Raw genomic sequence first — 26,452 nt, forward strand, 5'->3', positions numbered from 1 at the left:
GTGAAAAACACCCAATGGCAACCGAACGATACAATCCGCGCGCATCAGAGCCCAAATGGCAGAAGGCCTGGGACGCCAAGAAGCTGTTCGAGGCTGACAACGACGACCCGCGTCCGAAATACTACGTGCTCGAGATGTTTCCCTATCCGTCGGGGCGCATCCATATCGGCCATACCCGCAACTACACGATGGGCGACGTGGTGGCGCGCTACAAGCGGGCCAAGGGTTTCAACGTGCTGCACCCGATGGGCTGGGACGCCTTCGGCATGCCGGCCGAGAACGCGGCGATGCAGAACAAGGTCCATCCCAAGGACTGGACCTATCAGAACATCGCCGCCATGCGCGAGCAGCTCAAGGTCATGGGCCTGTCGCTCGACTGGGCGCGCGAATTCGCCACCTGCGATGTCGACTACTACCACCGCCAGCAGATGCTGTTCCTCGATTTCGTCGAGAAGGGGCTGGTGACGCGCAAATCCTCCAAGGTCAACTGGGATCCGGAGGACATGACGGTGCTTGCCAACGAGCAGGTCATCGACGGACGCGGCTGGCGCTCCGGTGCGCTGGTCGAACAGCGCGAGCTGACGCAGTGGTTCTTCAAGATCACCGACTACGCGCAGGACCTGCTGGACTCGCTGGAAGGCCTCGACGAATGGCCGGAAAAAGTCAAGCTGATGCAGGCGAACTGGATCGGCCGTTCGGAAGGCCTGCTGATCCGCTGGCCGCTGGCCACTCCAGTTGACGGCGAAGATGAGCTGGAGGTCTACACGACGCGGCCCGACACCATCTTCGGCGCCTCTTTCATGGCGGTCGCAGTTGATCATCCGCTGGCCAAGAAGGCGGCCGAAAACAATCCGGCGCTGGCCAAGTTCATCGACGAGGTTCGCCACATGGGCACTTCGGTGGCGGCGCTGGAAACGGCCGAAAAAAAGGGCATGGATACCGGTATACGAGTCGTCCATCCGTTCGACGCGAACTGGACGCTGCCTGTCTATGTCGCCAATTTCGTGCTGATGGAGTACGGCACCGGCGCCATATTCGGTTGCCCGTCCGGTGACCAGCGCGACCTCGACTTCGCTAACCGATATGGGCTGCCGGTCATTCCGGTGGTGATGCCGGAAGGCGAGATCCAGGGAAACTTCCAGATCATCGACGAGGCCTATGTCGGCGACGGCGTGATGATCAATTCGCGCTTCCTCGACGGCAGGAAGCCTGATCAGGCGTTCGACGAAGTGGCCAAGCTGCTGGAACAAAAGACCATCGGCAACCGGCCGATGGCCGAGCGCAAGGTCAACTTCCGCCTGCGCGACTGGGGCATTTCGCGCCAGCGCTACTGGGGCTGCCCGATCCCGATGATCCATTGCGAGGATTGCGGCGTGGTGCCGGTGCCGAAGGCGGACCTGCCGGTCAAGCTTCCCGACGACATCGAGTTCGACCGGCCGGGCAATCCGCTCGACCGCCATCCGACCTGGCGGCACGTCAAATGCCCGCGATGCGGCAAGGATGCACGCCGCGAAACCGACACGATGGACACGTTCGTCGATTCGTCGTGGTATTTCGCGCGCTTCACCGCGCCCCGGGCGAACGACCCAACCGATCCCAAGGCAGCTACCGAATGGCTGCCGGTCGACCAGTATATTGGCGGCATCGAGCACGCCATTTTACACCTGCTCTATTCGCGCTTCTTCACCCGCGCCATGCGTGAGACCGGCCATGTCGACCTCGCCGAGCCGTTCAGGGGCCTGTTCACGCAAGGCATGGTGGTGCACGAGACCTATCGGGTCGGCAGTGGCGCGAACAGCCGCTGGCTTGCGCCCAGCGAGGTGCGGCTGGAGGACGTCGATGGCAAGCGCCGCGCCATAGAAATCGCGACCGGCGAAGAGGCGGTGATCGGCCCGCTCGAAAAAATGTCGAAGTCGAGGAAGAACACGGTGAGCCCCGAAGAGATCACCGACGGCTACGGCGCCGACACCGCGCGCTGGTTCATGCTGTCGGACTCGCCGCCCGAACGTGACGTCGAATGGACCGACGAGGGCGCCGCCGGCGCGCACCGCTTCATCCAGCGTATCTGGCGCCTGGTGTCGACAGCCGCCGAATCGCTCGCCGGAATCCAGCCGGCAGCGGCGAAGCAGGGCGAGGCAGGGACTGTTTCCAAGGCCGCGCACAAGATCCTGAAATCGGTGGGCGAGGACATTGAAAAGCTCGCCTTCAACCGCGCCATCGCCCGCATCTACGAACTCGCCAATGCGCTCAACACGCCGCTCAACGAGGCGGCCGAAGGCAAGGCCGATCCGGCCCTCAAGGCTTCCTGCCGGCAAGCCGTCGACATCCTCGTGCATTTGATTGCGCCGGTCATGCCGCATCTGGCCGAGGAATGCTGGCAGGCGCTCGGCGGCACCGATCTGGTCGCCGAACGGCCCTGGCCTGTCTTTGATCCGTCGCTTGTCGTCGACAGCGAGATCGTGCTGCCGGTCCAGGTCAACGGCAAGAAGCGCGGCGATTTGACAATTGCCCGAGACGCGGACCAAGGTGCCGTCGAAAAAGCGGTTCTGGCTCTCGACTTCGTGCAGAAAGCGCTCGAAGGTAAGGCACCGCGCAAGGTGATCATCGTGCCGCAGAGGATCGTCAATGTCGTTGCCTGATCCGAGGAAGACAGAAGTGACGCATTTGCTGCGCCGTGCCGCGCTGTATGGGCTGGTCGCTTCGGTTGCGCTGGTTTCGGCCTGCACGGTGCGCCCGCTCTATTCGAGCGCGCCGCTGTCGACCGGTTCGCAAGTTGGCGCTGCCGCCGAACTCGGGTCCATCTCGGTCAAGCCGGTCAACACGCGCTACGCCCAGCAGGTCCGCAACAATCTGATTTTCGCGCTCGGCCAGGGTGCGGGCGAGCCGGCGTCGCCCGCCTATTCGCTCGATCTCGGCGTTACCGAACTTATTGAATCCGCTGCAAAGGTGCAGGTCACGACCGATGACGACGAACCAACCGCGGGCACGGTGACACTGACCGCGAATTATGTGCTGATCGACGCCAGGACCGGCACGACGATCGCGACCGGCAAGCGCTCGATAGCGTCGTCCTTCGACCGGCCCCGTCAGGAGTTCGCCTCCTACCGGGCGCAAATCGACGCCGAGAACCGCGCGGCGCGCGAACTGGCGGACCTGCTGCGCCTGTCGATCGCCCAGGCTCTGGTCAAGCACGGCAAGACGGTGGCGGGTTAGCGCCGTTCGGCCTGGATCAAGACGTTCCGGCTACCGCCGAGGCCTGATTGCTGGCGCAAAAAAAGGCCGATTGCTCGGCCTTTTTTTTACGGGAACACGGCGTTTTGATTTCAGCCGATCTTCTTGATTTCAGCCGATTGTCTGGCCGGTCTTGGCCCAGTCGGCGAGGAACTGCTCCAGGCCCTTGTCGGTCAGCGGGTGCTTGACCAGCGCCTTCAGCGTCGCCGGCGGCGCGGTGATGACGTCGGCGCCGATCAGTGCGGCCTGCTTGACGTGGTTCACCGTGCGCACCGAGGCGGTCAGGATCTCGGTCTGGAAATCATAATTGTCGTAGATGGTGCGGATATCGGCGATCAGTTCCATGCCGTCCCAGCCGCTGTCGTCGATGCGGCCGACGAAGGGCGAGATGAAGGAGGCGCCGGCCTTGGCGGCGAGCAGCGCCTGGGTAGCCGAGAAGCACAGCGTGACATTGACCATGCGGCCGTCCGAGCGGATGTCCTTGCAGGCCCTCAGGCCGTCGAGCGTCAGAGGCACCTTGATGCAGACGTTGTCGGCGATCCTGGCCAGGATCTTGGCCTCCGCCATCATGTCCTTGTATTCGGTGGCGACGACTTCGGCCGAGACCGGGCCCTTGACGATCTCGCAGATCTCTCTGGTGACTTCGGCGATCTTGCCGCCGGATTTGAGGATCAGCGAAGGATTGGTGGTGACGCCGTCGAGCAGCCCCAAATCGTTCAGTTCACGGATTTCCTTGATATCGGCGGTGTCGACAAAAAATTTCATGACGGTCTCCTGAAGATTTTTATCGCATCGGCCCGAAAATCGAATCGATTTTCGGAGGCACGATGCGAGGTTTAAAGTTCTAGAGCGTACTTTGTGCGTCCGGATGGACGCACGTCGCTCTAGTGCATGTCATGCACCTCTGGGGGTCGGACTTTGATCTAGACGAAAGTCGGGGCAAGGTCACGCCTCATGATCGAAGATTCGCCCTTTGTCGCGGCCGCACCGGTGCTGGTGCCGATGCCCGCCGAGCGGCCCTACACCTATGCCGTGCCCGCCGGCATGCGCGTGGTGCCGGGCTCGATCGTGCGCGTGCCGCTCGGTCCGCGCCAGGTTGCCGGCATCGTCTGGGACGGCGCCGTCGAAAAGGTCGATGCCAAAAAACTGCGCTCGATCGAGCAGGTCTTCGACTGCCCGCCGATCGGCCGCGCCATGCGCCGCTTCGTCGACTGGATTGCGCAATACACGCTGTCGCCGCCCGGCATGGTGGCGCGCATGCTGCTGCGGGCGCCGGAGGCCTTCGACCCGGAACCGTGGATCGAAGGCCTGCAACGCACCTTGGCCAGACCCGACCGTGTGACGGATGCGAGGATGCGCGTGCTGGAGACAGCCGAAGGCGGGCTCGCCTGGACGCGGTCCGGGCTGGCGCATGCGGCCGGCGTGTCGTCGACGGTCATCGACGGGCTGAAGGCGCAAGGCGTGTTCGAGACCGTCATGATCCCGCCGCGACCGGTGGTCGCAGCACCCGACCCAGGCTACGCCCAGCCATCGCTGATGCCGGACCAGCGCGATGCAGCCGAGATGCTGCGCAGCAATGTCGCGGCCGGCGCATTCGGCGTCACGCTGCTCGACGGGGTGACCGGATCGGGCAAGACTGAGGTCTATTTCGAGGCGGTGTCGGCAGCGCTCGACCGCGGCAAGCAGGTGCTGATCCTGCTGCCGGAGATCGCGCTGACCCACGCTTTCCTCGAGCGCTTCCAGGAACGGTTCGGCGCCAAGCCGGCCGAATGGCACTCGGACCTGCCGCCAAGAATGCGCGAGCGTGTCTGGCGGCAGGTGGCGGAAGGTGGCGTGCGCGTCGTTGCCGGCGCGCGTTCGGCGCTGTTTTTGCCGTTCAGGGAGCTTGGGCTGATCGTCGTCGACGAGGAGCACGACCCCGCCTACAAGCAGGAAGACCGCGTCTTCTACAATGCCCGCGACATGGCGGTGGTGCGCGGCCACATCGGCGGCTTTCCGGTCGTGCTCGCCTCGGCGACACCGTCGGTCGAAAGCCGGGTCAATGCGAGCCAAGGCCGCTATAGCAGGGCGGTGCTTTCGGCGCGCTTTGCCGAGGCGGCGCTTCCCGACCTGAAGACGATCGACATGCGCCGCGCCCCGCCGGCACGCGGCGGCTTCCTGTCGCCGGTGCTGCTTGGCCATATGCGCCAGACACTGGAGAAGAAGGAACAGTCACTGCTGTTCCTCAACCGGCGCGGCTATGCGCCGCTGACGCTGTGCCGGGTCTGCGGCCATCGCTTCGGTTGCCCGGTCTGCTCGGCCTGGCTGGTCGAGCACCGCTTTCGCGGCCAGCTCGTCTGCCACCATTGCGGGCACAATGAGCGGCGGCCCGAGGCCTGCCCGGAATGCGGCACGCTCGACCATCTGGTCGCCTGCGGGCCGGGCGTCGAGCGCATCGCCGAAGAAGTCGTCGCGCATTTCCCCGACGCCCGCACCATCGTCCTGTCGTCCGACCTGATGGGCGGCGTGCGGCGGCTCAGGCTGGAGCTTGAAGCCATCGCAAATGGCGAGGCCGACATCGTCATCGGCACGCAGCTCGTCGCCAAGGGCCACAATTTCCCCAACATGACACTGGTTGGCGTGGTCGACGCCGACCTCGGCCTGGCCAATGGCGATCCGCGCGCCGCCGAGCGCACCTTCCAGCTGCTCAGCCAGGTGACCGGCCGCGCCGGCCGCACCGGCAAGAAGAGTCTTGGCCTGCTGCAGACCTTCCAGCCCGACCACCCGGTCATGCGGGCGATCGTCTCCGGCGACGCCGAGGCTTTTTACGAGCGCGAGATCGCCGAGCGCGAGCGGGCGGTGCTGCCGCCTTTCGGCCGGCTCGCCGGCGTCATCGTCAGTGCTGCGACGCGGGCGGAAGCGGAGGGCCATGCGCGGGGTTTGCGGCGCGCCGCACCTCAGGCCGCCGACCTGTTCGTGCTCGGCCCGGCCGAGGCGCCGCTGTCGCTGATCGGCGGCCGCCATCGCTTTCGCCTGCTGATCCAGGGCGAACGGCGCGCCGACATTCAGGGGTTCATTCGCGCCATGCTGGCCGAGGGACCGAAGCTGCGGGGCTCGGTGCGCGTGCAGGTCGACATCGACCCGCAGAGCTTTTTGTGAGGCGTTTGGAGTTAGCCTAGTCAGCCGCAGGCGGGTCTTGCAATATATTCCAGCACCACACCTCGAGCGCCTCACTCCCTGTGTGGTCTCATGTGGTCATAATGCATAGCGTTCCATAAAGGAGGAACAGCCCGTCATGAAGCTCTTGGTACGACGCGCATCCATACCGAGGCGGCGGTCGTGTTCGCGTTGGACTGATGCGCGCCCGTAATTCGTGACGCGCATCTGGCGCATGGCTCTTGCTTCGCTAGAATGCCCGAAATTTCGAAACAGCCATTTGCGAGGGGACAGTATGGAATTTGCGTTTCCGTGGCCGATGAGCCAGGGCGAGTGGCTGGCGTGGTCGAGCGCCGTCGTGACCTTGCTGTTCGGGCTGATGTTGTTCCTGGCGCCGGCACTGGCTTTCCGGATACTCAGACTGCAGGTCAAGCCCGAAAAGGCGGCGGCGATCGCCGAAGGGCGCGGCAGGATGTCAGGCTTCTATCTCGGCGTCGGCCTGTGCTGCATTCTGCTGGCGCAACCGCTGCTCTACATGGCGCTTGGCTTTTCCTGGCTGTTCACCGCCTTCGGTCGCCTGCTGTCGATGATGTCGGACAGCGCCAACACACCTTTCAACTGGGCGTCCATCGTGGTCGAACTGGTGCTGGCGGCGCTGCCGCTTGCCTTCGCTTTCGGCTTTGTGCCTTGAATCAAAGGCTAATTCGGGACCGGCGGTCGAACCGCGCCGCCGGATGCGACAATAGTGCCTGAAAACCATGCGGGGCGACGCATTGCGGTCTTAAAATGCCTGTGCTAGACGGCAATCGACTTTCGGCCGGGGATAGCGGAAGCCGCGTCTTCGTGCTTGGAAAAATGCAGTAAGGTCAAAGATTTAGCCAGAGTTTTCGCTCGCGCCAATAATCTGCGGCCTGTCAGACAAGAGAAAAGACGGTCCGTGGCCCAATCGTCATCGCCAATCTCAGGTGTCGCAGAGCGCTATGCGGGTTCGCTGTTCGAGCTCGCGCTCCAGGCGAATTCGGTCGGCCAGGTCGAGGCCGACCTCAACAGTTTCGCGGCGATGCTCGAAGGCAGTGCTGATCTGACCCGCCTGATCAATAGTCCGGTGTTCTCCAGCGAGGACCAGGCCAAGGCCATTGCGGCGATCGCCGACAAGGCAGGGATCACCGGCCTTACCGGCAATTTCCTGCGCGTCGTCGCCCAGAACCGCCGTCTGTTCGCCATCCCCGGCATGATCAAGGCATTCCGCCAGATCGCCGCCGAGCATCGTGGCGAGACCGCCGCTGAAGTGACCTCGGCGCATGCGCTGACCGACGCCCAGCAAACCGAGCTGAAGGCGGCGCTGAAAAGCGTTGCCGGCAAGGATGTCGCGATCACCGTGACCGTCGATCCGTCGCTGCTCGGCGGGCTGGTGGTCAAGATAGGCTCGCGCCAGATCGATACGTCGCTCAAAACCAAACTCAATTCGCTCAAGCTTGCACTGAAAGAGGTCGGCTGATGGACATCCGCGCCGCGGAAATTTCCGCAATTCTGAAAGACCAGATCAAGAATTTCGGCAAGGAGGCCGAGGTCTCCGAAGTCGGCCAGGTTCTGTCCGTCGGTGACGGCATCGCCCGCGTCTATGGCCTCGACAATGTCCAGGCCGGCGAGATGGTCGAATTCCCCGGCGGCATCCGCGGCATGGCGCTCAATCTCGAAGCCGACAATGTCGGCGTCGTCATCTTCGGCGCCGACCGCGACATCAAGGAAGGCGATATCGTCAAGCGCACCGGCGCCATCGTCGATACGCCGGTCGGCATGGGCCTGCTCGGCCGCGTCGTCGATGCGCTCGGCAACCCGATCGACGGCAAGGGCCCGATCCAGGCGACCGAGCGCAAGCGCGTCGACGTCAAGGCGCCTGGCATCATTCCGCGCAAATCGGTGAACGAGCCGATGTCGACCGGCCTCAAGGCCATCGATGCGCTGATCCCGGTCGGCCGCGGCCAGCGCGAGCTGGTCATCGGCGATCGCCAGACCGGCAAGACCGCGATCATCCTCGACACGATGCTCAACCAGAAATCGGTGCACGAGCACGGCCCGGAGAAGGAAAAGCTCTACTGCGTCTACGTCGCCGTCGGCCAGAAGCGCTCGACCGTTGCGCAGTTCGTGAAAGTCCTCGAAGAGCGCGGCGCGCTCGATTATTCGATCATCATCGCCGCCACCGCTTCCGATCCGGCGCCGATGCAGTTCCTGGCGCCGTTCACCGCCTGCACGATGGGCGAATATTTCCGCGACAACGGCATGCACGCGCTGATCAGTTACGACGATCTGTCCAAGCAGGCCGTCGCCTATCGCCAGATGTCGCTGCTGCTGCGCCGCCCGCCTGGCCGCGAAGCCTATCCGGGCGACGTCTTCTACCTGCATTCGCGCCTTCTGGAGCGTGCCGCCAAGCTCAATGACGACAATGGCGGCGGTTCGCTGACGGCTCTGCCGATCATCGAGACCCAGGCCAACGACGTGTCGGCCTATATCCCGACCAACGTCATCTCGATCACCGACGGCCAGATCTTCCTGGAAACCAATCTGTTCTTCCAGGGCGTCCGCCCGGCGGTCAATGTCGGCCTGTCGGTGTCGCGCGTCGGCTCCTCGGCGCAGATCAAGGCGATGAAGCAGGTCGCCGGCTCGATCAAGGGCGAGCTCGCGCAGTACCGCGAAATGGCGGCCTTCGCCCAGTTCGGCTCCGACCTCGACGCCGCGACGCAGCGCCTGCTCAACCGCGGTGCACGCCTGACCGAACTCCTGAAGCAGCCGCAATTCTCGCCGCTCAGGGTCGAAGAACAGGTCGCGGTGATCTTCGCCGGCGTCAACGGCTATCTCGACAAGTTGGCGATCGACCAGGTCAGCAAATTCGAGCATGGCTTGCTCAGCCACATGCGCTCGGCCGGCAAGGAGGTGCTCGACGGCATCCGCAAGGAGAAGGCGCTGTCGGACGATCTGCGCGCCAAGCTGAAGGCGGAGATCGACACCTTCGCCAAGACCTTTGCTTGAACGACGGCCGGACGGACGGGATCAGGTTTGAAGCATGCCTTCACTAAAAGACCTTCGTAACCGTATCGCCTCGGTCAAGGCGACGCAGAAGATCACCAAGGCGATGCAGATGGTCGCCGCGGCGAAGCTGCGCCGCGCGCAGGAGGCGGCGGAAGCAGCGCGCCCCTATTCGGAGCGCATGGGTGCGGTGCTGGCCAACATCACCCAGGCGATCGGCGGCGGCGGCGAGGCCCCGGCGCTGATGACCGGCACCGGCAAGGACGACGTGCATCTGCTCGTCGTCTGCACCGCCGAGCGTGGTCTGTGCGGCGGCTTCAATTCGCAGATCGCACGCCTTGCCCGCGACCACATCCGCAAGCTTTTGGCCGACGGGAAACAGGTCAAGATCATCTGCGTCGGCAAGAAGGGGTTCGACATCCTGCGTCGCGACTATGCGGCGCTGATCCTCGAGCGCGTCGACTTGCGCGAGGTGAAGACGCTGGGCTTCGTCAATGCCGATGGCATTGCCAAGAAGGTCATCCAGCTCTTCAACGAGGGCGGCTTCGACATCTGCACGCTGTTTTACTCGCAGTTCAAATCGGTGATCAGCCAGATCCCGACAACCCAGCAGATCATCCCGGCAGGCGTGCCTACCGCCACCGCCGAGGCGACGGACGGCGGCAGTGCCGTCTATGAATACGAGCCGGAGCCGGGCGAAATCCTCTCCGATCTCATTCCGCGCAACATTTCCGTCCAGGTTTTTCGCGCTCTGCTCGAAAACGCCGCCGGCGAGATGGGCGCCAAGATGAGCGCCATGGACAATGCGACGCGCAACGCAGGCGACATGATCAACAAATTGTCGATCACCTACAACCGCCAGCGGCAGGCGCAGATCACCAAGGAATTGATCGAAATCATTTCGGGCGCCGAGGCGCTCTAGGCGCGCTCCCATGAAGGTCAGCGACCTTCAGGCGGATCGCGTGAGAAACAAAGAGACGAAAAGGGTAAAGACGATGGCGAAAGCAGCGACCCCCCAGAAGGCGGCCCCGAAGACCGCCGCGACGGCGGCAGCACCGGCAAAGGCTCCGGCAGCGGCAGCGAAGGCGGCTCCGGCCAAGAAGGCGGCAGCGCCCGCCAAGGCTGCCGCGGCGAAGGCGCCGACCGTTGCCATCAACAAGACCGGCCTGGCCGGCAAGGTTCGCCAGGTCATCGGCGCCGTTGTCGACGTGCAGTTCGGCGAACATCTGCCGGCGATCCTGAACGCCCTGGAAACGTCCAATGTCGGCAATCGTCTCGTGCTCGAGGTGGCTCAGCATCTCGGCGAGAACACGGTGCGCTGCATCGCCATGGACTCGACCGAAGGTCTGGTTCGCGGCCAGGACGTCTATGACACCGGCGCGCCGATCACCGTGCCGGTCGGTCCGGGCATGCTCGGCCGCATCATCAACGTCATCGGCGAGCCGGTCGACGAGGCAGGCCCGGTCGACGGCATCGAGATGCGCTCCATCCACCAGCCGGCGCCGACCTATGTCGAGCAGTCGACGGAAGCACAAATCCTGGTCACCGGCATCAAGGTTCTCGACCTGCTGGCACCCTATGCCCGCGGCGGCAAGATCGGCCTGTTCGGCGGCGCCGGCGTCGGCAAGACGGTGCTGATCCAGGAATTGATCAACAACGTCGCCAAGGCGCATGGCGGCTTCTCGGTGTTCGCCGGCGTCGGTGAGCGCACCCGCGAAGGCAACGATCTCTATCATGAGTTCATCGAGTCCGGCGTCAACAAGAAGGGCGGCGGCGAAGGATCCAAGGCGGCGCTCGTCTATGGCCAGATGAACGAGCCGCCGGGCGCGCGCGCCCGCGTCGGCCTGACTGGCCTGACTGTTGCCGAATATTTCCGCGACCAGGGCCAGGACGTGCTGTTCTTCGTCGACAACATCTTCCGCTTCACGCAGGCTGGCTCCGAAGTGTCGGCGCTGCTCGGCCGAATTCCTTCGGCCGTGGGCTATCAGCCGACGCTGGCCACCGACATGGGCGCGCTGCAGGAGCGCATCACGACGACGACCAAGGGCTCGATCACCTCGGTGCAGGCGATCTACGTGCCGGCCGACGATCTGACCGATCCGGCGCCCGCGACCTCGTTCGCCCACCTCGACGCGACGACCGTGCTCAACCGCGCGATCTCGGAAAAGGGCATCTATCCGGCCGTCGATCCGCTCGATTCGACCTCGCGCATGCTCGACCCGATGGTCGTCGGCGAAGAGCACTACCAGGTCGCCCGCCAGGTGCAGTCGATCCTGCAGCGCTACAAGTCGCTGCAGGACATCATCGCCATCCTGGGCATGGACGAGCTGTCGGAAGAGGACAAGCAGACGGTGGCCCGCGCCCGCAAGATCGAGCGCTTCCTGTCGCAGCCCTTCTTCGTCGCCGAAGTGTTCACCGGCGCGCCGGGGAAGCTGGTCGATCTCGCCGACACCATCAAGGGCTTCAAGGGCCTCTGCAACGGCGACTACGACCACCTGCCGGAAGCCGCCTTCTACATGGTCGGCGGCATCGAAGAAGCGGTCGAGAAGGCACAGCGCCTGGCGGCCGAAGCGGCGTGATTGGTGAATGGTCAATAATGGTCAATAGTGAATTGTGAATGGGGAGCAGCGGACAGGAAATCGAGGCTGAGTGAAGGTCTTTCAGACCATTCACCATTCACCATTCACCATTCGCTGAGTTGATCATGCCTGAAGCTTTCAAATTCGAACTGGTCTCGCCGGAGCGGCTGCTGGTTTCCGAGCAGGTCGAATCCGTCGTCATTCCGGGCGCCGAAGGTGAAATGACCGTCATGGCCCATCACGCGCCGGTCATGACCACGATCAAGCCCGGCGTCGTCACGGTAAAGACCGCGGAAGGCAAGGCAGAGCGCTACGTCGTGTTCGGCGGCTTTGCCGACATTGTTCCGGCCGGCTGCACGCTGCTGGCCGAATCGGCTGTAGCCGTCGGCGACATCGACCGCGCCGACCTCGCCCGCCGTATCCAGGAAGCCAGGGAAGACGTCGCCGACGCCAAGGACGACGAGACGCGCAGCAAGGCCGAGCAGTTCCTTAGCCAGCTCACCACACTCGAAGGCGCGATTTTGCCGGCATAGAGGGCACGAATCCTCGGCCGGGCGCCACTTCCATTCTCCCCTTGTAGGAGAAGGTGGATTGGCGCGCAGCGCCAAGACGGTTGAGGGGAGTTGGAAGAAATGAGGCGTCGGCGTTCTCGGGAACACCCCTCATTCGACCGTGCTTCGCGCGGCCACCTTCTCCCACAAGGGGCGAAGGGAAGTGCGTTGCCCAGCCCGTTCGCGACCTACCGCGCGCATGGCGCGTTGCAGGCCGGCCTCATGGCTTTTTACTGACTATCCCCAGCGCCGTGAAAGCAGCTGCCACGCCGCCCTGGCGCAGGCGTTCGAGATGGGCGGCCGCGAGGTCGATCAGCGTCAGGCGCTCGGCACCGCCCTTGGCGAAGCCGGCCAGGTCGAACACCGCCACCACCGCTTCGCCAGCCGACAGATGCCGAGTGTCGAGTGCGGTCAAAGCCAGGTCGAGCGGGTCGGTGAAGTGGTTTTCCGGCAAGGCTTTGCCGCGCGCCTCGCAAGCCGCGATCCAGGCGGCGACCACCAGCATCAGATAGGCGGGCGGGGCACCGTCACTCATCCGCTCCATTGCCGAGGCAATGATGCGCTGGGGCAGTTTCTGGCTGCCATCATTGGCGATCTGCGCCGTCCGATGGGCGAGCGCGGTGTTCGAATAGCGCTTGGCAAGCTGGGCCGTGTAGTCGGTCGTGTCGAGCCCGGCGTCCTTCGGCAGTGTCGTGATCGCCTCGGCCCACAATCCGTCGACAAATTGCTGGATCGCCGGATCGGCGAAGGCGCGGTCGACCGTCTCAAAGCCGCTGAGCAGGCCAAGATAGGCGATCGCCGAATGGGAGCCGTTGAGCAGGCGCAGCTTCATGTCCTCGAACGGCCCGACGTCACCGACCATGGTGACCCCGAACCTTTCCCAGGCCGGCCTGCCCGCCGGGAAATCGTCTTCGACCACCCATTGGCAGAACGGCTCGGTCATGACAGGCCAGGCGTCATCGACGCCGAGCTGGCCTGATATCCGTGCCCGGTCGGCATCGATGGTCGCCGGCACGATGCGATCCACCATGCTCGACGGAAACGCCACCTCATCGGCGATGTGGCGGGCGAGATCGGTACCGCGCAAAGCGGCGAATTCGACCAGCAGCCGGCGCAGCGTGGCGCCGTTGGCCGGGAGATTGTCGCAGCACAGCACTGTGAATGGCTGGATACCGGCGGCGCGGCGGCGCGCAAGCGATTCGGCCAGAAAACCATGCGCCGTCCGCGGCATTTGCGGGTTGGCCAAATCGTGGACGATGTCGGGATGGGCTGTGTCCAGTCCGCCACCAGCCGCCCTGAGATAGGCTTTTTCGGTGATCGTCAGTGTGACGATGGCGGTGCGCGGATCGGTCAGCGCGGCCAGCACCGCACCGGGATCTTCCGGCGCCACCAGCATCGACAGGATCGAGCCGACGACGCGCAGGCTTTCGCTGTCGCTGCTCCTGACCGCTAGCGTGTAAAGTCCGTCCTGCGGCGCCAGCGCGTCGCGTGTGTCGGCGCTTCGCAGCGAGACGCCGACAATGCCCCAATCCGTCTCTCCTGCCGCCAGGCAATCGTCGACATAGGCTGCCTGATGGGCGCGGTGGAATGCGCCGACGCCAAGATGGACGATGCCGGGTACGACACGGTTGCGGTCGTATCCGGGGACCGCGACCGAGGCCGGCAATGCCTGCCGCGTGCTGTTGGAAAGGCGTCTGTCTGTCATCGTGCGATGGGTCTGATCGAGCTCGTGCCGGGCGTGGCAGGCATGCGGCGTAACATCCGTTTCGTTCCCGCACAATGGGCTGATGTTGCGTTAAAGTCATCATACAACAATCTATTTTTTGTATGTTGACATTATTTCTTTCCGACCCTACCGATGGCCGGGATGGGAGGAACGACGTGGCCGCATTGACCGATCCGGATCTGCTGTTTCCGTCGGAGGCGCGTCCGCTGTCGCTCGCCCGCGATCTTCACGCAGCTGTCAAGGATCTGCCGATCGTCAGCCCGCACGGTCACACGGATCCGCGCTGGTATGCGCTCAACGAGGCGTTTTCCGATCCAGCGCAATTGCTTGTTGTGCCGGACCATTACATCTTCCGCATGCTGTTCAGCCAGGGCGTCCGGCTCGAGGATCTCGGCGTGCCAACGCTCGACGGCTCGCCGGTGGAGACCGACGGCAGGACGATCTGGCGGCGCTTCGCCGAGCACTATCATCTGTTCCGCGGCACGCCGACGCGGTTATGGCTCGACCATGTGCTTGCCCACCTGTTCGGCATCGAAGAGCCGCTGACGGCCGCAACCGCCGACGCCCACTACGACACGATCTCGACCTTGCTGCAGTGGGAGAATTTTCGCCCGCGAGCCCTGTTCGAGCGCTTCAATATCGAGGTCATCGCGACGACCGAAGGCGCGCTCGACGATCTCAGATGGCACCAGATGATCCGCGACAGCGGCTGGGAGGGCCGCGTCGTCACCGCCTACCGGCCGGACGCCGTCGTTGATCCCGATTTCGAAGGCTTTTCTGCCAATCTCGATCGACTCGGCGACATCACCGGCTGCGATACCGGCAGCTGGGCCGGCTATCTCGATGCGCATCGCCAGAGAAGAGCCTTCTTCAAAAGTTTTGGCGCGACTGCGTCGGATCACGGCCATCCGACGGCGGAGACCGCCAATCTGTCGGATGCTGCCGCGCATGAACTGTTCAACCGCATCCGCCGGGGCTCGGACGACGAGCGTGAGCGAAAACTGTTTCGCGCCCAGATGCTGACCGAGATGGCCAAGATGAGCCGCGACGATGGGCTGGTCCTGCAGATCCATCCCGGCTCCTGGCGCAATCATTCGCCCGCCGTCTTCCACAAGTTCGGCAGGGACAAGGGTTTCGACATCCCGACCAGAACCGACTATGTGACGGCGCTGAAGCCGCTGCTCGACTGCGTCGGCCTGGAGCGCGGCCTTGCAATCATCCTCTTCACGCTCGACGAGACCAGCTATGCGCGCGAACTGGCGCCACTCGCCGGCGTCTATCCTGCGCTGAAGCTCGGGCCGGCCTGGTGGTTCCACGACAGCCCGGAGGGCATGCGCCGGTTCCGCGAGATGACCACCGAGACTGCCGGCTTCTACAACACCGTCGGCTTCAACGACGACACCCGCGCCTTTCCATCCATCCCGGCTCGCCATGATGTGGCGCGTCGGGTCGATTGCGCCTTTCTTGCGCGTCTCGTCGCCGAGCACCGGCTCCGCGAGGACGAGGCGCACGAGCTGGCGCAGGAACTTGCCTATACGCTCGCGAAAAAGGCGTACCGGCTTTAACGGCGCTTGCCGCCATCGTTCAAACGGGAGGAACCAATGCTGCATTTTTCTAGACTGGCGGGAGCTACGCTACTGGCCGCCGCACTGATGGCCGGAACGGCAAGCGCCCAGACGGTCCTGCGCTCGTCCGACACGCACCCGGACGGCTATCCGACGGTCGAGGCTGTCAAATATTTTGGCGAGCTGGTGAAGGAGCGCACGGCCGGCCGCTATTCAGTCGATGTCTATCATTCCGCGCAGCTCGGCGAGGAAAAGGACACGATCGAGCAGGTGCGCTCGGGCGTGATCGACCTCAACCGCGTCTCGATGGCGCCGTTCAACGGACTCATTCCCGAAACCACCGTGCCCTCGCTGCCCTACATCTTCCGCTCGGAAGACCATATGCACAAGGTCATGGACGGACCGGTCGGCGACCAGATCGCGACGGCGTTCGAACAGGTCGGGCTGGTGCTGCTCGCCTTTTATGACGGCGGCGCGCGCTCCTTCTACAATTCGAAGAAGCCGATCAACTCTGTAGCCGATATGGCCGGGTTGAAGTTCCGCGTCATCCAGTCCGACATCTTCGTCGACATGGTGGCCGCACTCGGCGCCAACGCGACACCGATGCCGTATGGCGAGGTGTATTCGGCGATCGAAACCGGGGTCATCGACGGCGCGGAGAACAATTTTCCGAGCTACGACACCGCCAAGCATGCGGAAGTCGCCAAGCACTATTCGCTCGACGAGCACACGATGGTGCCGGAAGCCTTTGTCATGGCGAAGTCGAGCTGGGACAAGCTGACGCCGGAAGACCAGGCGATCTTCAAGGCGGCCGCCAAGGAAAGCGTCGCCAAGCAGCGTGAGCTGTGGGCCGCCAAGGTCAAGGAATCGCGTGCCAAGGTCGAGGCGGCCGGTTCGCAGATCACGACGCCGGACAAGCAGGCCTTCATCGACGCGATGGGACCGGTCTACGAAAAGCACGTCAAGGACGACAAGCTGAAGGCCATGGTCGAAGCCATTAGGGCCGTTCAGTGATCAAGCGGCGGCGCGGGCATTCCGCGCCGCCACCCTCTTGCGGAGAGAACCAGTGACCTCCAGCTCAGAACAGAGACCGTCCCTGTCCGGCATCGCGCGCGTGATGTCGCGCGTCAGCACGGCGGCGCTGTGGATCGCCGGCATCGGGCTGGTGCTGATGACCGCCTTCGTCGCCTGGCAGGTGTTCGGCCGCTATGTTCTGAACCGCTCGCCGAGCTGGACCGAGCAGGGCTCGGTGATGCTGATGAGCTGGTTCATTTTCCTCGGCGCTGCCGTCGGGGTGCGCGAGAACTATCACCTCGGCTTCGACGTCCTGCTCTACGTGCTGCCGAAAGGCGGAAAGCGTTGGCTGAGGATGATCTCGGATCTCGTCGCGCTCGCCTTCGGCATCGGCATGATCTGGTATGGCAGCCAGCTGGTCGCGCTGACCTGGGGCGCCACCTTGCCGTCGCTCGGCATATCGGGGGGCTGGGACTACGTCCCGCTTGTCGCGGGAGGCGTGCTCATCGTGCTGTTCACGCTGGAGCGCATCGTTCTTCGCCTCTCCGGTGCACCGATCGACGATGCGCTCGATGAGCTGCCGCCGGCGGAAGTCGCAGCCGAACTCGACACAGCCAACGTGAAGGTCTGACGCCATGGAACTCTGGATACTTTTTGGCGTCTTCACCGTCCTGATGCTCATCGGCACGCCGATCGCTTTCTGCCTCGGCGTCGCAAGCTTTGCCACCGTTCTCTATATCGGCCTGCCGCCGCTCATCGTGTTCCAGCGCCTGAATTCCGGGATGAGCGTCTTTTCGCTGCTGGCCATTCCGTTTTTCATCTACGCCGGCGACCTGATGGTGCGCGGCGGCATCGCCAGCAAGATCGTTGCCTTCGCCGGCTCGCTCGTCGGCCACATGCGCGGCGGCCTCGGGCAGGTCAACATCGCGACCGCTACACTGTTCGGCGGCATTTCGGGCTCCGCGGTGGCGGAGGCAGCGGCGGTCGGCGGCTTGATGATCCCGCAGATGAAGGCGCGTGGATATGGAGCGGATTACGCCGTCAACGTCACGTCGATGGCGGCGCTGATCGCGCTGCTGCTACCGCCGTCGCACAACATGATCATCTACTCGATCTCGGCAGGCGGAAAGATCTCCATCGCCGACCTGTTCACCGCCGGCATCATCCCGGGCCTGCTGTTGGCGCTGGCGCTGATGATCACCGCCTACTTCGTGGCGCGCTCGCGCGGCTATCCGACCGAGCCGTTTCCCGGCTTCGCCGCCGTCGCGCATCTCTTCGCGGTCGCGGTGCCAGGCCTGCTGCTGATAGCGATCATCTTCGGCGGCGTGCGATCGGGCGTTTTCACGGCCACCGAGAGTTCCTGCATCGCCGTCATCTATGCATTGCTCGTGACTGTCCTGGTCTACCGGCAGATGACCTGGGAAGGTTTCGTTCATGCCACCCATGGCGCCGTGCGCACCACGGCCATGGTGCTGCTCATCATCGGCATGGCAGCGGCGTTCTCGTGGTTGATGGCCTTCCTGAAAGTGCCGGCAGCGCTGATAGCGTCGATGAACGCGATCTCGGAGGATCCGCTGGTCGTGCTGCTCCTGCTCAACCTCTTGATGCTGTTCCTCGGCACCTTCATGGACATGGGGCCGACGATCATCATCTGCACGCCGATCTTCCTGCCCGTGGCGCAGGCCTACGGCGTCGATCCGGTGCATTTCGGCGTCATCATGATCCTCAACTTCGGCATCGGGCTGAACACCCCGCCGGTCGGCGCAGTGCAGTTCGTGGCGTGCGCGGTGGGCAAGATATCCGTCTGGGAAGCGATGCGCTCGATCTGGCCGTTCTATGGGGCCGGCATCGTGGTGCTGGGGCTCGTCACCTACATTCCGGCCATCTCGCTATGGCTGCCGAGCGTCTTCAAATAGGGGCTGGCAATGGCATCGGACATGGCAATCAACCTGAAGGTCGAACGCAAGCCCAAGCTGTCGGAGACCGTGGTCGCGGCGATCCGCAAGCAGTTGCAGGCGGGCGAGATCCAGCCAGGCCAAAAGCTGCCGACCGAGGGTCGGCTGACCGAAACCTTCGGGGTCAGCCGCACCGTCATCCGCGAAGCGCTGGCCAAGCTTGCCGCCGACGGTCTGGTCGAGCCGCGCCAGGGCGCCGGGGTCTTCGTCACCGAGCATATCTCGACGATGTTCGGCACGCTGGCCGCGGACATCGGCAGCAAGGATTCGATCGCGCTCAACGTGCTGGAGGTGCGCCTGGCGATCGAGATCGAATCCGCCGGTCTGGCCGCTATCCGTCGCAATGCCGCGCAGGAAGCAGCGATCCAGGAGGCGTTCTTCGAGTTCGAGCGGCTGCTTTTGAACAGCGAGCCGACAGGTCCGGCCGACCTCGCCTTCCACCGGGCGATCGCCAGCGCCACCAACAATCCGTTCTATGTCGAGATGCTCGACGTGCTTGGCCGGCGCGCCATTCCTTGCGACGTGACATCGCCGTGGTCGACCGAACTCGCCCAATCCGACGCCTATCAGCGCGGACTGCAAGACGAGCATCTGGTGATCCTGAACGCCATTACATCAGGCGATGCCGAGTCGGCGCGCGAAGCGATGCGCGCGCATCTCAGCGCCAGCCAGCAGCGCTATCGCGAGCGCCTGCACGCACGCCAGATTTTTTATGCCGATTCGGTCAAGGCCGCGGCAACCGAATGACCAATGAGGCAGCCCAATGGGACAGCAATGAATCACACTGACAATCACACCGACTTCACCTCGCGCTTCGCCATCGACCCTGTTACCGCCGCGGCGATGGGGACGGACGAGCTCCGCCACAACTTTCTGATCGAAGGCCTGTTTCAGCTCGGCCGCATCGGTCTGACCTATACGCATTACGACCGCATGATCGTTGGCGGCGCCATGCCTGCCGGGACACCGCTTCCGCTGCAGGCGATCAAGCCGACCGGAACAAAGAACTTTCTCGATCGCCGCGAAATGATCGCCGTCAACATCGGCGGCGCCGGCATCGTCAAAGCCGGCGGCCAGTCCTACGAGCTGCAGCCGCGCGACATGCTGTATCTCGGCATGGGCGCCAATGAGGTGTCATTCGCCTCAGTCAACCCAGCCGAGCCGGCCAAGTTCTATCTGCTCAGCGCGCCGGCGCATCAGAGCCATCCCAGCCAGCTGATCCGCATCGGCGATGCCAAGCGCCTCGACCTCGGCAGCCAGGCGACCTGCAACGAGCGCTCGATCTTCCAGTTCATCCATGCCGAGGGTGTGAAGACCTGCCAACTCGTCGTCGGCATGACCCAACTCGCCCCAGGTTCGGTCTGGAACACCATGCCGTGCCATGTGCATGACCGGCGCATGGAGGCCTATCTCTATTTCGACCTGCCGGAGACGGCGCGGGTGTTTCATTTCATGGGCGAGCCGGACGAGACACGCCATCTCGTCATGCGCAACGAGGAAGCGGTGCTGTCGCCGGGTTGGTCGATCCATTCGGGCGCCGGCACCTCCAACTACGCCTTCATCTGGGCGATGGCCGGCGACAATGTCGACTATACGGATGTCGACCCGGTAACGATGGAAGAGCTGCGGTGAGCGACCTCTCGGCTTTCAGCCTGGCCGGCAAGCGCATTCTCGTCACCGGCGCCAATACCGGCATTGGCCAAGGCATCGCCCTGTCGATCGCGCGCGCCGGTGGTGCGGTGGTCGGCGTCGGCCGCTCTGCAATGGATGAGACCGCGGAAAAGATCGGCGCGGCGGGCGGCGGCTTCGAGGCGGTGCGCTGCGATCTTGCCGACCACGCCGCCGCTCAGGCGATGCTCGATCGCGTCTGGGACGAAACCGGGCCGCTCGACGGACTGGTCAACAATGCCGGGATCATCCGGCGCGCCGACGCCGTCGATCTGGGGCAAGCCGATTGGGAGGATGTCATGGACGTCAACCTGAAGACGGTGTTTTTTCTCAGCCAGAGCTTCGCCCGGCGCGTGCTTGCCGATCCCGAACGGCGCGGCAAGATCGTCAACATCGCCTCGGTGCTGAGCTTCCAGGGCGGCATCCGCGTCGCCTCCTACACCGCCTCGAAACATGGCGTGCTCGGCATCACCCGGTTGCTCGCCTGCGAATGGGCGTCGAGAGGCATCAACGTCAACAGCATTGCGCCCGGCTACATCGAAACCAACAACACCGAGGCGCTACGTGCCGACCCGGACCGCAGCACCGCCATTCTGGCGCGCATTCCGGCCGGGCGCTGGGGCGGGCCGGAAGACATCGGCGACGCTGCCGTCTTCCTGCTGGCGCCGGCGTCAAACTACATGCATGGCGCGGTGGTGCCGGTGGACGGCGGCTGGCTGGCGCGATGAGGAGCATGACGAGGATGTGGCGATGACCGGAACGAAGATCTTTGCGCATGCCGGCGAGGGCGCGTGGACGCCGACCCCGGATGGCAATCGCAGACGTGTGCTGCTGCACACCGACGAATTGATGATGGTCGAGTTCGGTTTCGACAAGGGCGGTGTCGGCGCGCTGCATTCGCACCCGCATGTTCAGGCGAGCTACGTCGCCGAAGGACGCTTCGAGGTTACCATCGACGGCACGACCGAGATCATGGAAACGGGAAGCAGCTTCATTGTCCCTGCCAATTTGGTCCACGGCGTCAAGGCGCTCGAGGCCGGCCGCCTCGTCGACAGCTTTACCCCGCACCGCGCCGATTTCCTTGACTGAAAGTACGACAACGACCGCAGGTCACTGCGCAGCGGCAGCCTGTCTCGGCAGCAAAAAGCCCGCGCCTCCGGAGAGACGCGGGCGTGTTGCCTGGGCGCTTGTGGCGCCGCGGTACTCAAAACATCACCGCAGGACCTGAACCTGCCGAATCATGGTGAAGATAGGATTAATCGGCCCGAGCCGTTGCGCGATATTCACAGCCAAAGTGAATAGAGGCTGGAATCACGCTCGCATATCCGCCAATGAGGGGGATAACTTTTCAGACGGAGCCGACGGAGACGGGACTTGAGGAGCGTTCGAATGTCCGAATCGGCTGTCCAAGCGGTCACCCGACGATTCGCCAGGGAGCTTCGGCAGGTCACGTCGCCGCTGACTCGGGCCGTTCCCCCAATGCCTTTTCGGGCAGCGCCGATCATAGAAATTCCCTGATGCAGGCAGCGGCGGCGAGCGTCCCGGCGGAGGATCCCAAGCGGCGCGTCCTGAAGGACGTGTTCGGCTTCGACGATTTTCGTCCCGGCCAGGACGCCGTGACGGAGGCGCTGCTGGCCGGGCGTCATGTGTTGGCCGTCATGCCGACCGGCGCCGGCAAATCGCTCTGCTACCAGGTCCCGGCGCTGGTCCTGGGCGGCCTCACCATTGTCGTTTCGCCGCTGGTGGCGCTGATGCAGGACCAGGTCGCGGCATTGCGTCTTGCCGGCGTGGCGGCCGATACGATCAATTCCTCGCTCGATCGCGATGCCAATGTCGCCGCATGGCGCCGCGTCGCGGCGGGCCAGACGCGCCTGCTCTATCTTGCACCGGAGCGGCTCATGACCGTGCGGATGCTCGAGGCGCTGGCCAGGCTCGACATCCGGCTGATCGCTGTCGACGAGGCGCATTGCATCTCCCAATGGGGGCCGTCGTTCCGGCGCGAATATGAAGAGTTGTCGCGGCTGCGCGACATTTTCGCTGATGTGCCGATCATTGCGCTGACGGCGACAGCGGACGAGGCGACGCGCACCGACATCGCCGGACAGCTGTTCGCCGGGCGCGTCGAAACCCTGGTGCTGGGTTTCGACCGGCCGAACATCAAGCTTGGCGTCGAGGCCAAGCAGGACAGCAAGCGCCAATTGCTGGGCTTCGTGCAGCGTCATGCCGGCCGCAGCGGGATCGTCTATTGCCTGTCGCGCAAGAAGACGGAAGAGATGGCGGCGTTCCTCGAGAAGAACGGCGTGCGCGCCCTGGCCTATCATGCCGGCATGAGCAAGGAGGCGCGTGAAGCAAATCAAAACGCTTTCATGACCCTGTCGGGCGTGGTGATGGTGGCGACCATCGCCTTCGGCATGGGGATCGACAAGCCGGACGTCGCCTATGTCTTCCACACCGACCTGCCGGGCAGCCTCGAAGCCTATTATCAGGAAATCGGCCGCGCCGGCCGCGACGGGCGGGCTGCCGAGGCACATATGCTCTTCGGTCTCGGCGACATTCGCATGCGGCGGCTTTTCATCGACGACGAGGACGCGCCGGCGGAGCATAAAAGGCGCGCGCATGGCCGGCTCGATACGCTGATAGGCTATTGCGAAACGGCCCAGTGCCGTCGCCAGATCCTGCTTGGCTACTTCGGCGAACCAGCAATGCCTTGCGGCAATTGCGACAACTGCCTCGACCAGACGCCGCACGCGGATGGCGAAGCGGAGGCGCGGATCGTCTTCGCGGCCATTGCGCAGACCGGCGAGCGCTTTGGCGCCGTCCATGTCGTCGATGTTCTGCTCGGCCATGAAACCGAGAAAGTCCTGGCCAGGAACCACCACAGGCTTGCCAGCTTCGGGACCGGCGTGGCGCGCAAGAAGGATGTCTGGCAGTCGCTCATCCGCCAGCTCGTCGCGGGAGGGTTTCTGACGTTGGACTCAGGCGGCCATGGTGGCCTTGCCATCGCGGAAAAGGGCCGCGAGCTGGCCCGTGGCGAGGTCCCGTTCCGGTATCGCGTAGAGGTGCGGAACCGCGCGGCACAAGGCAAGACTCGTCCCACCCCGAATGCTGCCGCGGGTACTGAAGACCTGGATACCGCGCTTTTGGCCACGCTCAAGGCGGTTCGGCTGCGTCTCGCCCGGGAGCGCCAGGTGCCGGCCTTCGTCATCTTCTCCGATCGCACGCTGATCGACATGGCCGAACGCTGCCCGCGCGACCTCGACGCCTTCGCAGCAGTCAACGGCGTCGGTGACGCAAAACTCAGGGAATTCGGCGAGATCTTCCTCGGCGCAATCGCTGCGCACCAATCCAGTGGATCGGCCTGAGACAGCCAAGGATCAAGTCCGCGGTGCTGCAGCAGGTCAATTTGCGAGACAGCATTTCTTCGCTTTCTTGCCGCTTCCACAGGGACATGGGTCATTTCGTCCGACATGGCGCAAAGGATTTGTGACCGGCGCTGTCAGGCTCGGCAACTCGTCGAGCCAGGTTTTTTCAGGGAAGGGCGAGTGCAAGTCTTCCTTGCCAAAATACTCAAGGTGGCTGGTCCATTCCAACGCTTCAAGCACATCGTCGATATAGCCGAGACCGGTCCGCTCGAATCGATCGACGTCGTTCGGGCTTTGCTCGGCTGCCCGGAGATCGTCTTCGAAATCACTGAGTTCAAGCATGCCCATTGGGACGCGGCCGTCGTCCCACGCGCTGTGAACCAGCGGCGCCAGATCGCGCAAGCCAAGCCGGGCGATTGCCTCCAGCCAGGCGATCCAGGCGAAATCGTCGTCACCGGCCAGCCTCTCGGTGTGGAATCGCTCGAGAAAATCTCGCATTCGGTCACGCTTGATGCGGCCCTCCCAGGTCAGGAAGGTCGCTGCGCCCAAAACTGCATCGCGGACGTATTCATCGACAGAGCGGTCGCTGATCAAGCTGAACAAAGCGTCGGCGTCGCCATCAAATACCCCGGCGACGATACGCGCCATGCTCTCGGTCACCACGTCGCCGAGCAGGTCATCGAGCTCGCGTCCCGGACGGCGCAGCAGGCGCAACAAGGGCCCGAACGTTCTAGTGTCGCGAGCGCCGCCCAGGATGTAAATGCCTCGCAGGAGCCGCATCTCATCATCCCGCGACAGATCCTCTCCTTCGGCCGCTCTTGCGATGACCGCCCGCAGCGCGGGAGCGGATTCTTCAATCCTTGCGATGCAGTGGGCGATGGCGACGTCCGGAAATTGCCCTTCGCGTGCCAGGTCATGCAGTTGATCTTCAATCGGACCCAGATCGAAGCCGGGCCCGCCACGGCCAAGGACGGTTTCCAGCTCTTCCTTCTTCATGGCATCCTCGCTGTCGTTCGTGCTTGGCAAATCTACGACAGACCGGCTGCCTTTCAACAGTTCATCCGCCGCACGAACGGCAAATACCTGTGCAGAAGGTCTCAGACTCGCGGGATCGCTTCGACAATGCTCGGCCTTCGGCAGCAGGCGCCGCAATCAGCACCTGCTTCGTCTCACAGCTGCGATCGCAGCCTCCTGCTGCTGCAATTGCTCGATTTTCGCGTTCTGGCGGGCAGTGACGGTAGTGGCGACACGCCGGGCTCCCCATAGCCAGTTCGGAATGTTGGTTTTCGCGACTTTGCCCCGGGTGATCGCTGTCGCCGACAGCTCCTTGGCGACTTCACCCATGGCCACGTTGAGTTCGACGCAACTCATCCTGTCGTATTTCGCTGCATCAAAGGATGCATGGAAGGGCGAAGCGCAACCTCCGACAAACACGAGACTGCATGTCAGGGCCGTGGCTGTAGAGATGGCTTTCATTTAATCAAGCAGATTTGATGCCGGACGGGCGAATGAGGCATGTGAACCTCTACAACACTCTGCCCTGGGCGTCATTCCCCTATTCATCCTCGAAGAATTTCGAGAGAGTCGCTGCAGTCTGGTGAGGGTGCTCTTCTGGAAAGAAGTGCCCGCCCGGAACGGGACCTCCTTCAACTCTGTCGGCCCATTTCCTCCAGATAGCCAGCGGGCCGCCTTGCTCCGCATACCAGGTCTCGAGGCCGCCTTGGCTACTCCACAGTGCCAGGAGCGGACATTTGATGCGACGACCGTTTATCTGGTCCTGCGCGTCATGCTCACGATCGATCGTGGCAGCGGCCCGATACTCTTCGCAAATCGCATGAATATGAACGGGATCGCGAAGCGCCTTGACATAAGCCTCCCTGATCGTTGCAGAGAACATTTCTGCCGGCGATCCCCACTGCACAATCGCATTGTCGACGATGGCATCGGGCGCCGCGCCGATCAGCCGCTCCGGCAGCGGTTCCGGTTGCGCAAGAAGGCTCCAGGGCCAGAAGCCGAGAGCCAGTCTGGCATCCGCCCTGTCCCACGCGGCGGCGGTCGGGATGACGTCGAGGACCGCGACCCTGGATATCTCATCGGGGTGATCGAGTGCCAGGCGATAGGCGACCCGCCCGCCGCGGTCGTGTCCGGCAACCATGAACCGCTCAAAACCCAACCGCTGCATGACTTGAACCATGTCTGCGGCCATGGCGCGTTTGGCGTATGGGCTATGATCGGCCGAGGAGACCGGGCAGCCGCTTTGCCCATAGCCGCGAAGATCGGCGGCGACGACTGTGAAGCGGGGCGCCAGGGCCGCGGCAATATCCCTCCACATCAGATGCGTTTCTGGAAAACCATGAAGCAGCAGCAGCGGCGGACCGGTTCCGCCGACCCTTGCGAAAATGGTCGTGTCGTCCAGTTGCAAGCTGGTGGCCCTGAAACCTGCAAACACCGTTTTTCTCCTCGGTGTGCCTCAGGCGACAACGCACAAGGTGGCAGAAGGATCACGGTCGGCTGCTTTGCTGAATTTGTGGCGGTCCTGGAATTCTCCTCAATTGCCAGGTACGGAAGCTGCGGCCACTGATATTTCGATCGGCGCACCCCATATAGCGCCAAAGTGTCGCTTGAGGATTTGCCATGATGAT

Annotated in this window: 23 protein-coding genes; 18 read left to right on the plus strand and 5 right to left on the minus strand. The window is 63.7% G+C overall.

The genetic code is table 11. The features are described 5' to 3' along the window. Positions 1–14: 14 nt before the first annotated feature. Together leuS and AC0L18_RS10590 are read left to right on the plus strand one after the other, a co-directional pair. Positions 15–2,639: a leucine--tRNA ligase gene (gene leuS, locus AC0L18_RS10585; RefSeq protein ID WP_473492100.1), complete on the plus strand. Its 2,625-nt coding sequence runs from the start codon at positions 15–17 to the stop codon at positions 2,637–2,639. Continuing rightward, entirely contained in the window at positions 2,626–3,213 is a 588-nt protein-coding gene (locus AC0L18_RS10590; protein WP_473492102.1) for an LPS assembly lipoprotein LptE, read from the plus strand. Before leuS ends, AC0L18_RS10590 begins: the two co-directional genes overlap by 14 nt. Positions 3,214–3,342: 129 nt before the next feature. Here AC0L18_RS10590 and fsa read toward each other — a convergent pair whose 3' ends face one another. Beyond that, on the minus strand, positions 3,343–3,996 hold the full coding sequence (fsa, locus tag AC0L18_RS10595) for a fructose-6-phosphate aldolase (protein WP_473492104.1): 654 nt from the start codon (positions 3,994–3,996) through the stop codon (positions 3,343–3,345). Between the two features lie 189 nt (positions 3,997–4,185). On the opposite strand from fsa, the gene AC0L18_RS10600 reads away from it, so the two are divergent. The 7 genes from AC0L18_RS10600 (at position 4,186) to AC0L18_RS10630 (ending at position 12,502) form a co-directional block, all read left to right on the plus strand. Continuing rightward, positions 4,186–6,369: a primosomal protein N' gene (locus AC0L18_RS10600; protein ID WP_091600165.1), complete on the plus strand. Its 2,184-nt coding sequence runs from the start codon at positions 4,186–4,188 to the stop codon at positions 6,367–6,369. A 292-nt stretch (positions 6,370–6,661) separates the two neighbouring features. Beyond that, positions 6,662–7,057, plus strand: a complete 396-nt coding sequence (locus AC0L18_RS10605; RefSeq protein WP_023800088.1) for an AGROH133_08824 family phage infection protein — start codon at positions 6,662–6,664, stop codon at positions 7,055–7,057. Positions 7,058–7,303: 246 nt separating this feature from the next. Then, complete coding sequence (locus AC0L18_RS10610) at positions 7,304–7,864, plus strand: F0F1 ATP synthase subunit delta (protein WP_023800087.1); 561 nt, start codon at positions 7,304–7,306, stop codon at positions 7,862–7,864. Further along, positions 7,864–9,393 carry a F0F1 ATP synthase subunit alpha gene (gene atpA, locus AC0L18_RS10615; RefSeq protein ID WP_023800086.1) on the plus strand — a complete coding sequence of 510 codons (1,530 nt, stop codon included), beginning with the start codon at positions 7,864–7,866 and terminating at the stop codon, positions 9,391–9,393. The genes AC0L18_RS10610 and atpA overlap by 1 nt, the downstream gene beginning before the upstream one ends. Before the next feature lie 34 nt (positions 9,394–9,427). Next, positions 9,428–10,312, plus strand: a complete 885-nt coding sequence (locus AC0L18_RS10620; RefSeq protein WP_023800085.1) for a F0F1 ATP synthase subunit gamma — start codon at positions 9,428–9,430, stop codon at positions 10,310–10,312. A gap of 73 nt (positions 10,313–10,385) precedes the next feature. After that, positions 10,386–11,969 carry a F0F1 ATP synthase subunit beta gene (gene atpD, locus AC0L18_RS10625; RefSeq protein WP_027154564.1) on the plus strand — a complete coding sequence of 528 codons (1,584 nt, stop codon included), beginning with the start codon at positions 10,386–10,388 and terminating at the stop codon, positions 11,967–11,969. A gap of 125 nt (positions 11,970–12,094) precedes the next feature. Further along, complete coding sequence (locus AC0L18_RS10630) at positions 12,095–12,502, plus strand: F0F1 ATP synthase subunit epsilon (RefSeq protein ID WP_027154563.1); 408 nt, start codon at positions 12,095–12,097, stop codon at positions 12,500–12,502. A gap of 238 nt (positions 12,503–12,740) precedes the next feature. Here AC0L18_RS10630 and AC0L18_RS10635 read toward each other — a convergent pair whose 3' ends face one another. Beyond that, positions 12,741–14,225, minus strand: a complete 1,485-nt coding sequence (locus AC0L18_RS10635) for a mannitol dehydrogenase family protein (RefSeq protein WP_473492106.1) — start codon at positions 14,223–14,225, stop codon at positions 12,741–12,743. A 176-nt stretch (positions 14,226–14,401) separates the two neighbouring features. Between AC0L18_RS10635 and uxaC the strand changes: the two genes are divergently transcribed. The 9 genes from uxaC (at position 14,402) to recQ (ending at position 23,810) form a co-directional block, all read left to right on the plus strand. Continuing rightward, positions 14,402–15,811, plus strand: coding sequence for a glucuronate isomerase (uxaC, locus tag AC0L18_RS10640; protein WP_473492108.1), 1,410 nt, complete (start codon positions 14,402–14,404; stop codon positions 15,809–15,811). 36 nt (positions 15,812–15,847) lie between these two features. After that, complete coding sequence (locus AC0L18_RS10645; protein WP_473492110.1) at positions 15,848–16,825, plus strand: TRAP transporter substrate-binding protein; 978 nt, start codon at positions 15,848–15,850, stop codon at positions 16,823–16,825. 103 nt (positions 16,826–16,928) lie between these two features. Further along, positions 16,929–17,456: a TRAP transporter small permease gene (locus tag AC0L18_RS10650; RefSeq protein WP_031255309.1), complete on the plus strand. Its 528-nt coding sequence runs from the start codon at positions 16,929–16,931 to the stop codon at positions 17,454–17,456. 4 nt (positions 17,457–17,460) lie between these two features. Then, on the plus strand, positions 17,461–18,741 hold the full coding sequence (locus AC0L18_RS10655; RefSeq protein ID WP_473492112.1) for a TRAP transporter large permease: 1,281 nt from the start codon (positions 17,461–17,463) through the stop codon (positions 18,739–18,741). A gap of 9 nt (positions 18,742–18,750) precedes the next feature. Continuing rightward, positions 18,751–19,527: a FadR/GntR family transcriptional regulator gene (locus AC0L18_RS10660; protein ID WP_023800077.1), complete on the plus strand. Its 777-nt coding sequence runs from the start codon at positions 18,751–18,753 to the stop codon at positions 19,525–19,527. A 27-nt stretch (positions 19,528–19,554) separates the two neighbouring features. Next, on the plus strand, positions 19,555–20,412 hold the full coding sequence (gene kduI / locus AC0L18_RS10665) for a 5-dehydro-4-deoxy-D-glucuronate isomerase (protein ID WP_287345544.1): 858 nt from the start codon (positions 19,555–19,557) through the stop codon (positions 20,410–20,412). Next, positions 20,409–21,176, plus strand: a complete 768-nt coding sequence (gene kduD, locus AC0L18_RS10670) for a 2-dehydro-3-deoxy-D-gluconate 5-dehydrogenase KduD (RefSeq protein WP_473492113.1) — start codon at positions 20,409–20,411, stop codon at positions 21,174–21,176. Before kduI ends, kduD begins: the two co-directional genes overlap by 4 nt. A gap of 22 nt (positions 21,177–21,198) precedes the next feature. Further along, entirely contained in the window at positions 21,199–21,537 is a 339-nt protein-coding gene (locus AC0L18_RS10675) for a cupin domain-containing protein (protein ID WP_473492115.1), read from the plus strand. Positions 21,538–21,965: 428 nt separating this feature from the next. Beyond that, complete coding sequence (gene recQ, locus AC0L18_RS10680; protein ID WP_473492117.1) at positions 21,966–23,810, plus strand: DNA helicase RecQ; 1,845 nt, start codon at positions 21,966–21,968, stop codon at positions 23,808–23,810. 36 nt (positions 23,811–23,846) lie between these two features. On the opposite strand, the gene AC0L18_RS10685 is transcribed toward recQ, so the two are convergent. The 3 genes from AC0L18_RS10685 to AC0L18_RS10695 form a co-directional block, all read right to left on the minus strand. Beyond that, a complete protein-coding gene (locus tag AC0L18_RS10685) occupies positions 23,847–24,962 on the minus strand; it encodes a DUF1186 domain-containing protein (RefSeq protein ID WP_473492119.1) in 1,116 nt (371 codons plus the stop codon). Next, on the minus strand, positions 24,963–25,286 hold the full coding sequence (locus AC0L18_RS10690) for a hypothetical protein (protein ID WP_128248061.1): 324 nt from the start codon (positions 25,284–25,286) through the stop codon (positions 24,963–24,965). A gap of 79 nt (positions 25,287–25,365) precedes the next feature. Next, the gene (locus AC0L18_RS10695; protein ID WP_473492120.1) at positions 25,366–26,259 is read right to left on the minus strand and encodes an alpha/beta fold hydrolase; all 894 of its coding nucleotides are present in this window, start codon (positions 26,257–26,259) and stop codon (positions 25,366–25,368) included. Positions 26,260–26,452 lie beyond the last annotated feature (193 nt).

This window comes from Mesorhizobium sp. WSM4819 (genome assembly GCF_055811215.1).

Excerpts from the sequence above, each read along its gene's own strand:
- atpD (WP_027154564.1), top strand. The coding sequence starts at position 10,386 with ATGGCGAAAGCAGCGACCCCCCAGAAGGCGGCCCCGAAGACCGCCGCG.
- AC0L18_RS10600 (WP_091600165.1), top strand. The coding sequence starts at position 4,186 with ATGATCGAAGATTCGCCCTTTGTCGCGGCCGCACCGGTGCTGGTGCCG.
- AC0L18_RS10650 (WP_031255309.1), top strand. The coding sequence starts at position 16,929 with ATGTCGCGCGTCAGCACGGCGGCGCTGTGGATCGCCGGCATCGGGCTG.
- leuS (WP_473492100.1), top strand. The coding sequence starts at position 15 with ATGGCAACCGAACGATACAATCCGCGCGCATCAGAGCCCAAATGGCAG.
- AC0L18_RS10635 (WP_473492106.1), bottom strand. The coding sequence starts at position 14,225 with ATGACAGACAGACGCCTTTCCAACAGCACGCGGCAGGCATTGCCGGCC.
- fsa (WP_473492104.1), bottom strand. The coding sequence starts at position 3,996 with ATGAAATTTTTTGTCGACACCGCCGATATCAAGGAAATCCGTGAACTG.
- kduI (WP_287345544.1), top strand. The coding sequence starts at position 19,555 with ATGAATCACACTGACAATCACACCGACTTCACCTCGCGCTTCGCCATC.
- recQ (WP_473492117.1), top strand. The coding sequence starts at position 21,966 with ATGCAGGCAGCGGCGGCGAGCGTCCCGGCGGAGGATCCCAAGCGGCGC.
- AC0L18_RS10590 (WP_473492102.1), top strand. The coding sequence starts at position 2,626 with ATGTCGTTGCCTGATCCGAGGAAGACAGAAGTGACGCATTTGCTGCGC.
- atpA (WP_023800086.1), top strand. The coding sequence starts at position 7,864 with ATGGACATCCGCGCCGCGGAAATTTCCGCAATTCTGAAAGACCAGATC.
- AC0L18_RS10645 (WP_473492110.1), top strand. The coding sequence starts at position 15,848 with ATGCTGCATTTTTCTAGACTGGCGGGAGCTACGCTACTGGCCGCCGCA.
- AC0L18_RS10675 (WP_473492115.1), top strand. The coding sequence starts at position 21,199 with ATGACCGGAACGAAGATCTTTGCGCATGCCGGCGAGGGCGCGTGGACG.
- AC0L18_RS10690 (WP_128248061.1), bottom strand. The coding sequence starts at position 25,286 with ATGAAAGCCATCTCTACAGCCACGGCCCTGACATGCAGTCTCGTGTTT.
- AC0L18_RS10620 (WP_023800085.1), top strand. The coding sequence starts at position 9,428 with ATGCCTTCACTAAAAGACCTTCGTAACCGTATCGCCTCGGTCAAGGCG.
- AC0L18_RS10605 (WP_023800088.1), top strand. The coding sequence starts at position 6,662 with ATGGAATTTGCGTTTCCGTGGCCGATGAGCCAGGGCGAGTGGCTGGCG.
- AC0L18_RS10630 (WP_027154563.1), top strand. The coding sequence starts at position 12,095 with ATGCCTGAAGCTTTCAAATTCGAACTGGTCTCGCCGGAGCGGCTGCTG.
- AC0L18_RS10655 (WP_473492112.1), top strand. The coding sequence starts at position 17,461 with ATGGAACTCTGGATACTTTTTGGCGTCTTCACCGTCCTGATGCTCATC.
- AC0L18_RS10660 (WP_023800077.1), top strand. The coding sequence starts at position 18,751 with ATGGCATCGGACATGGCAATCAACCTGAAGGTCGAACGCAAGCCCAAG.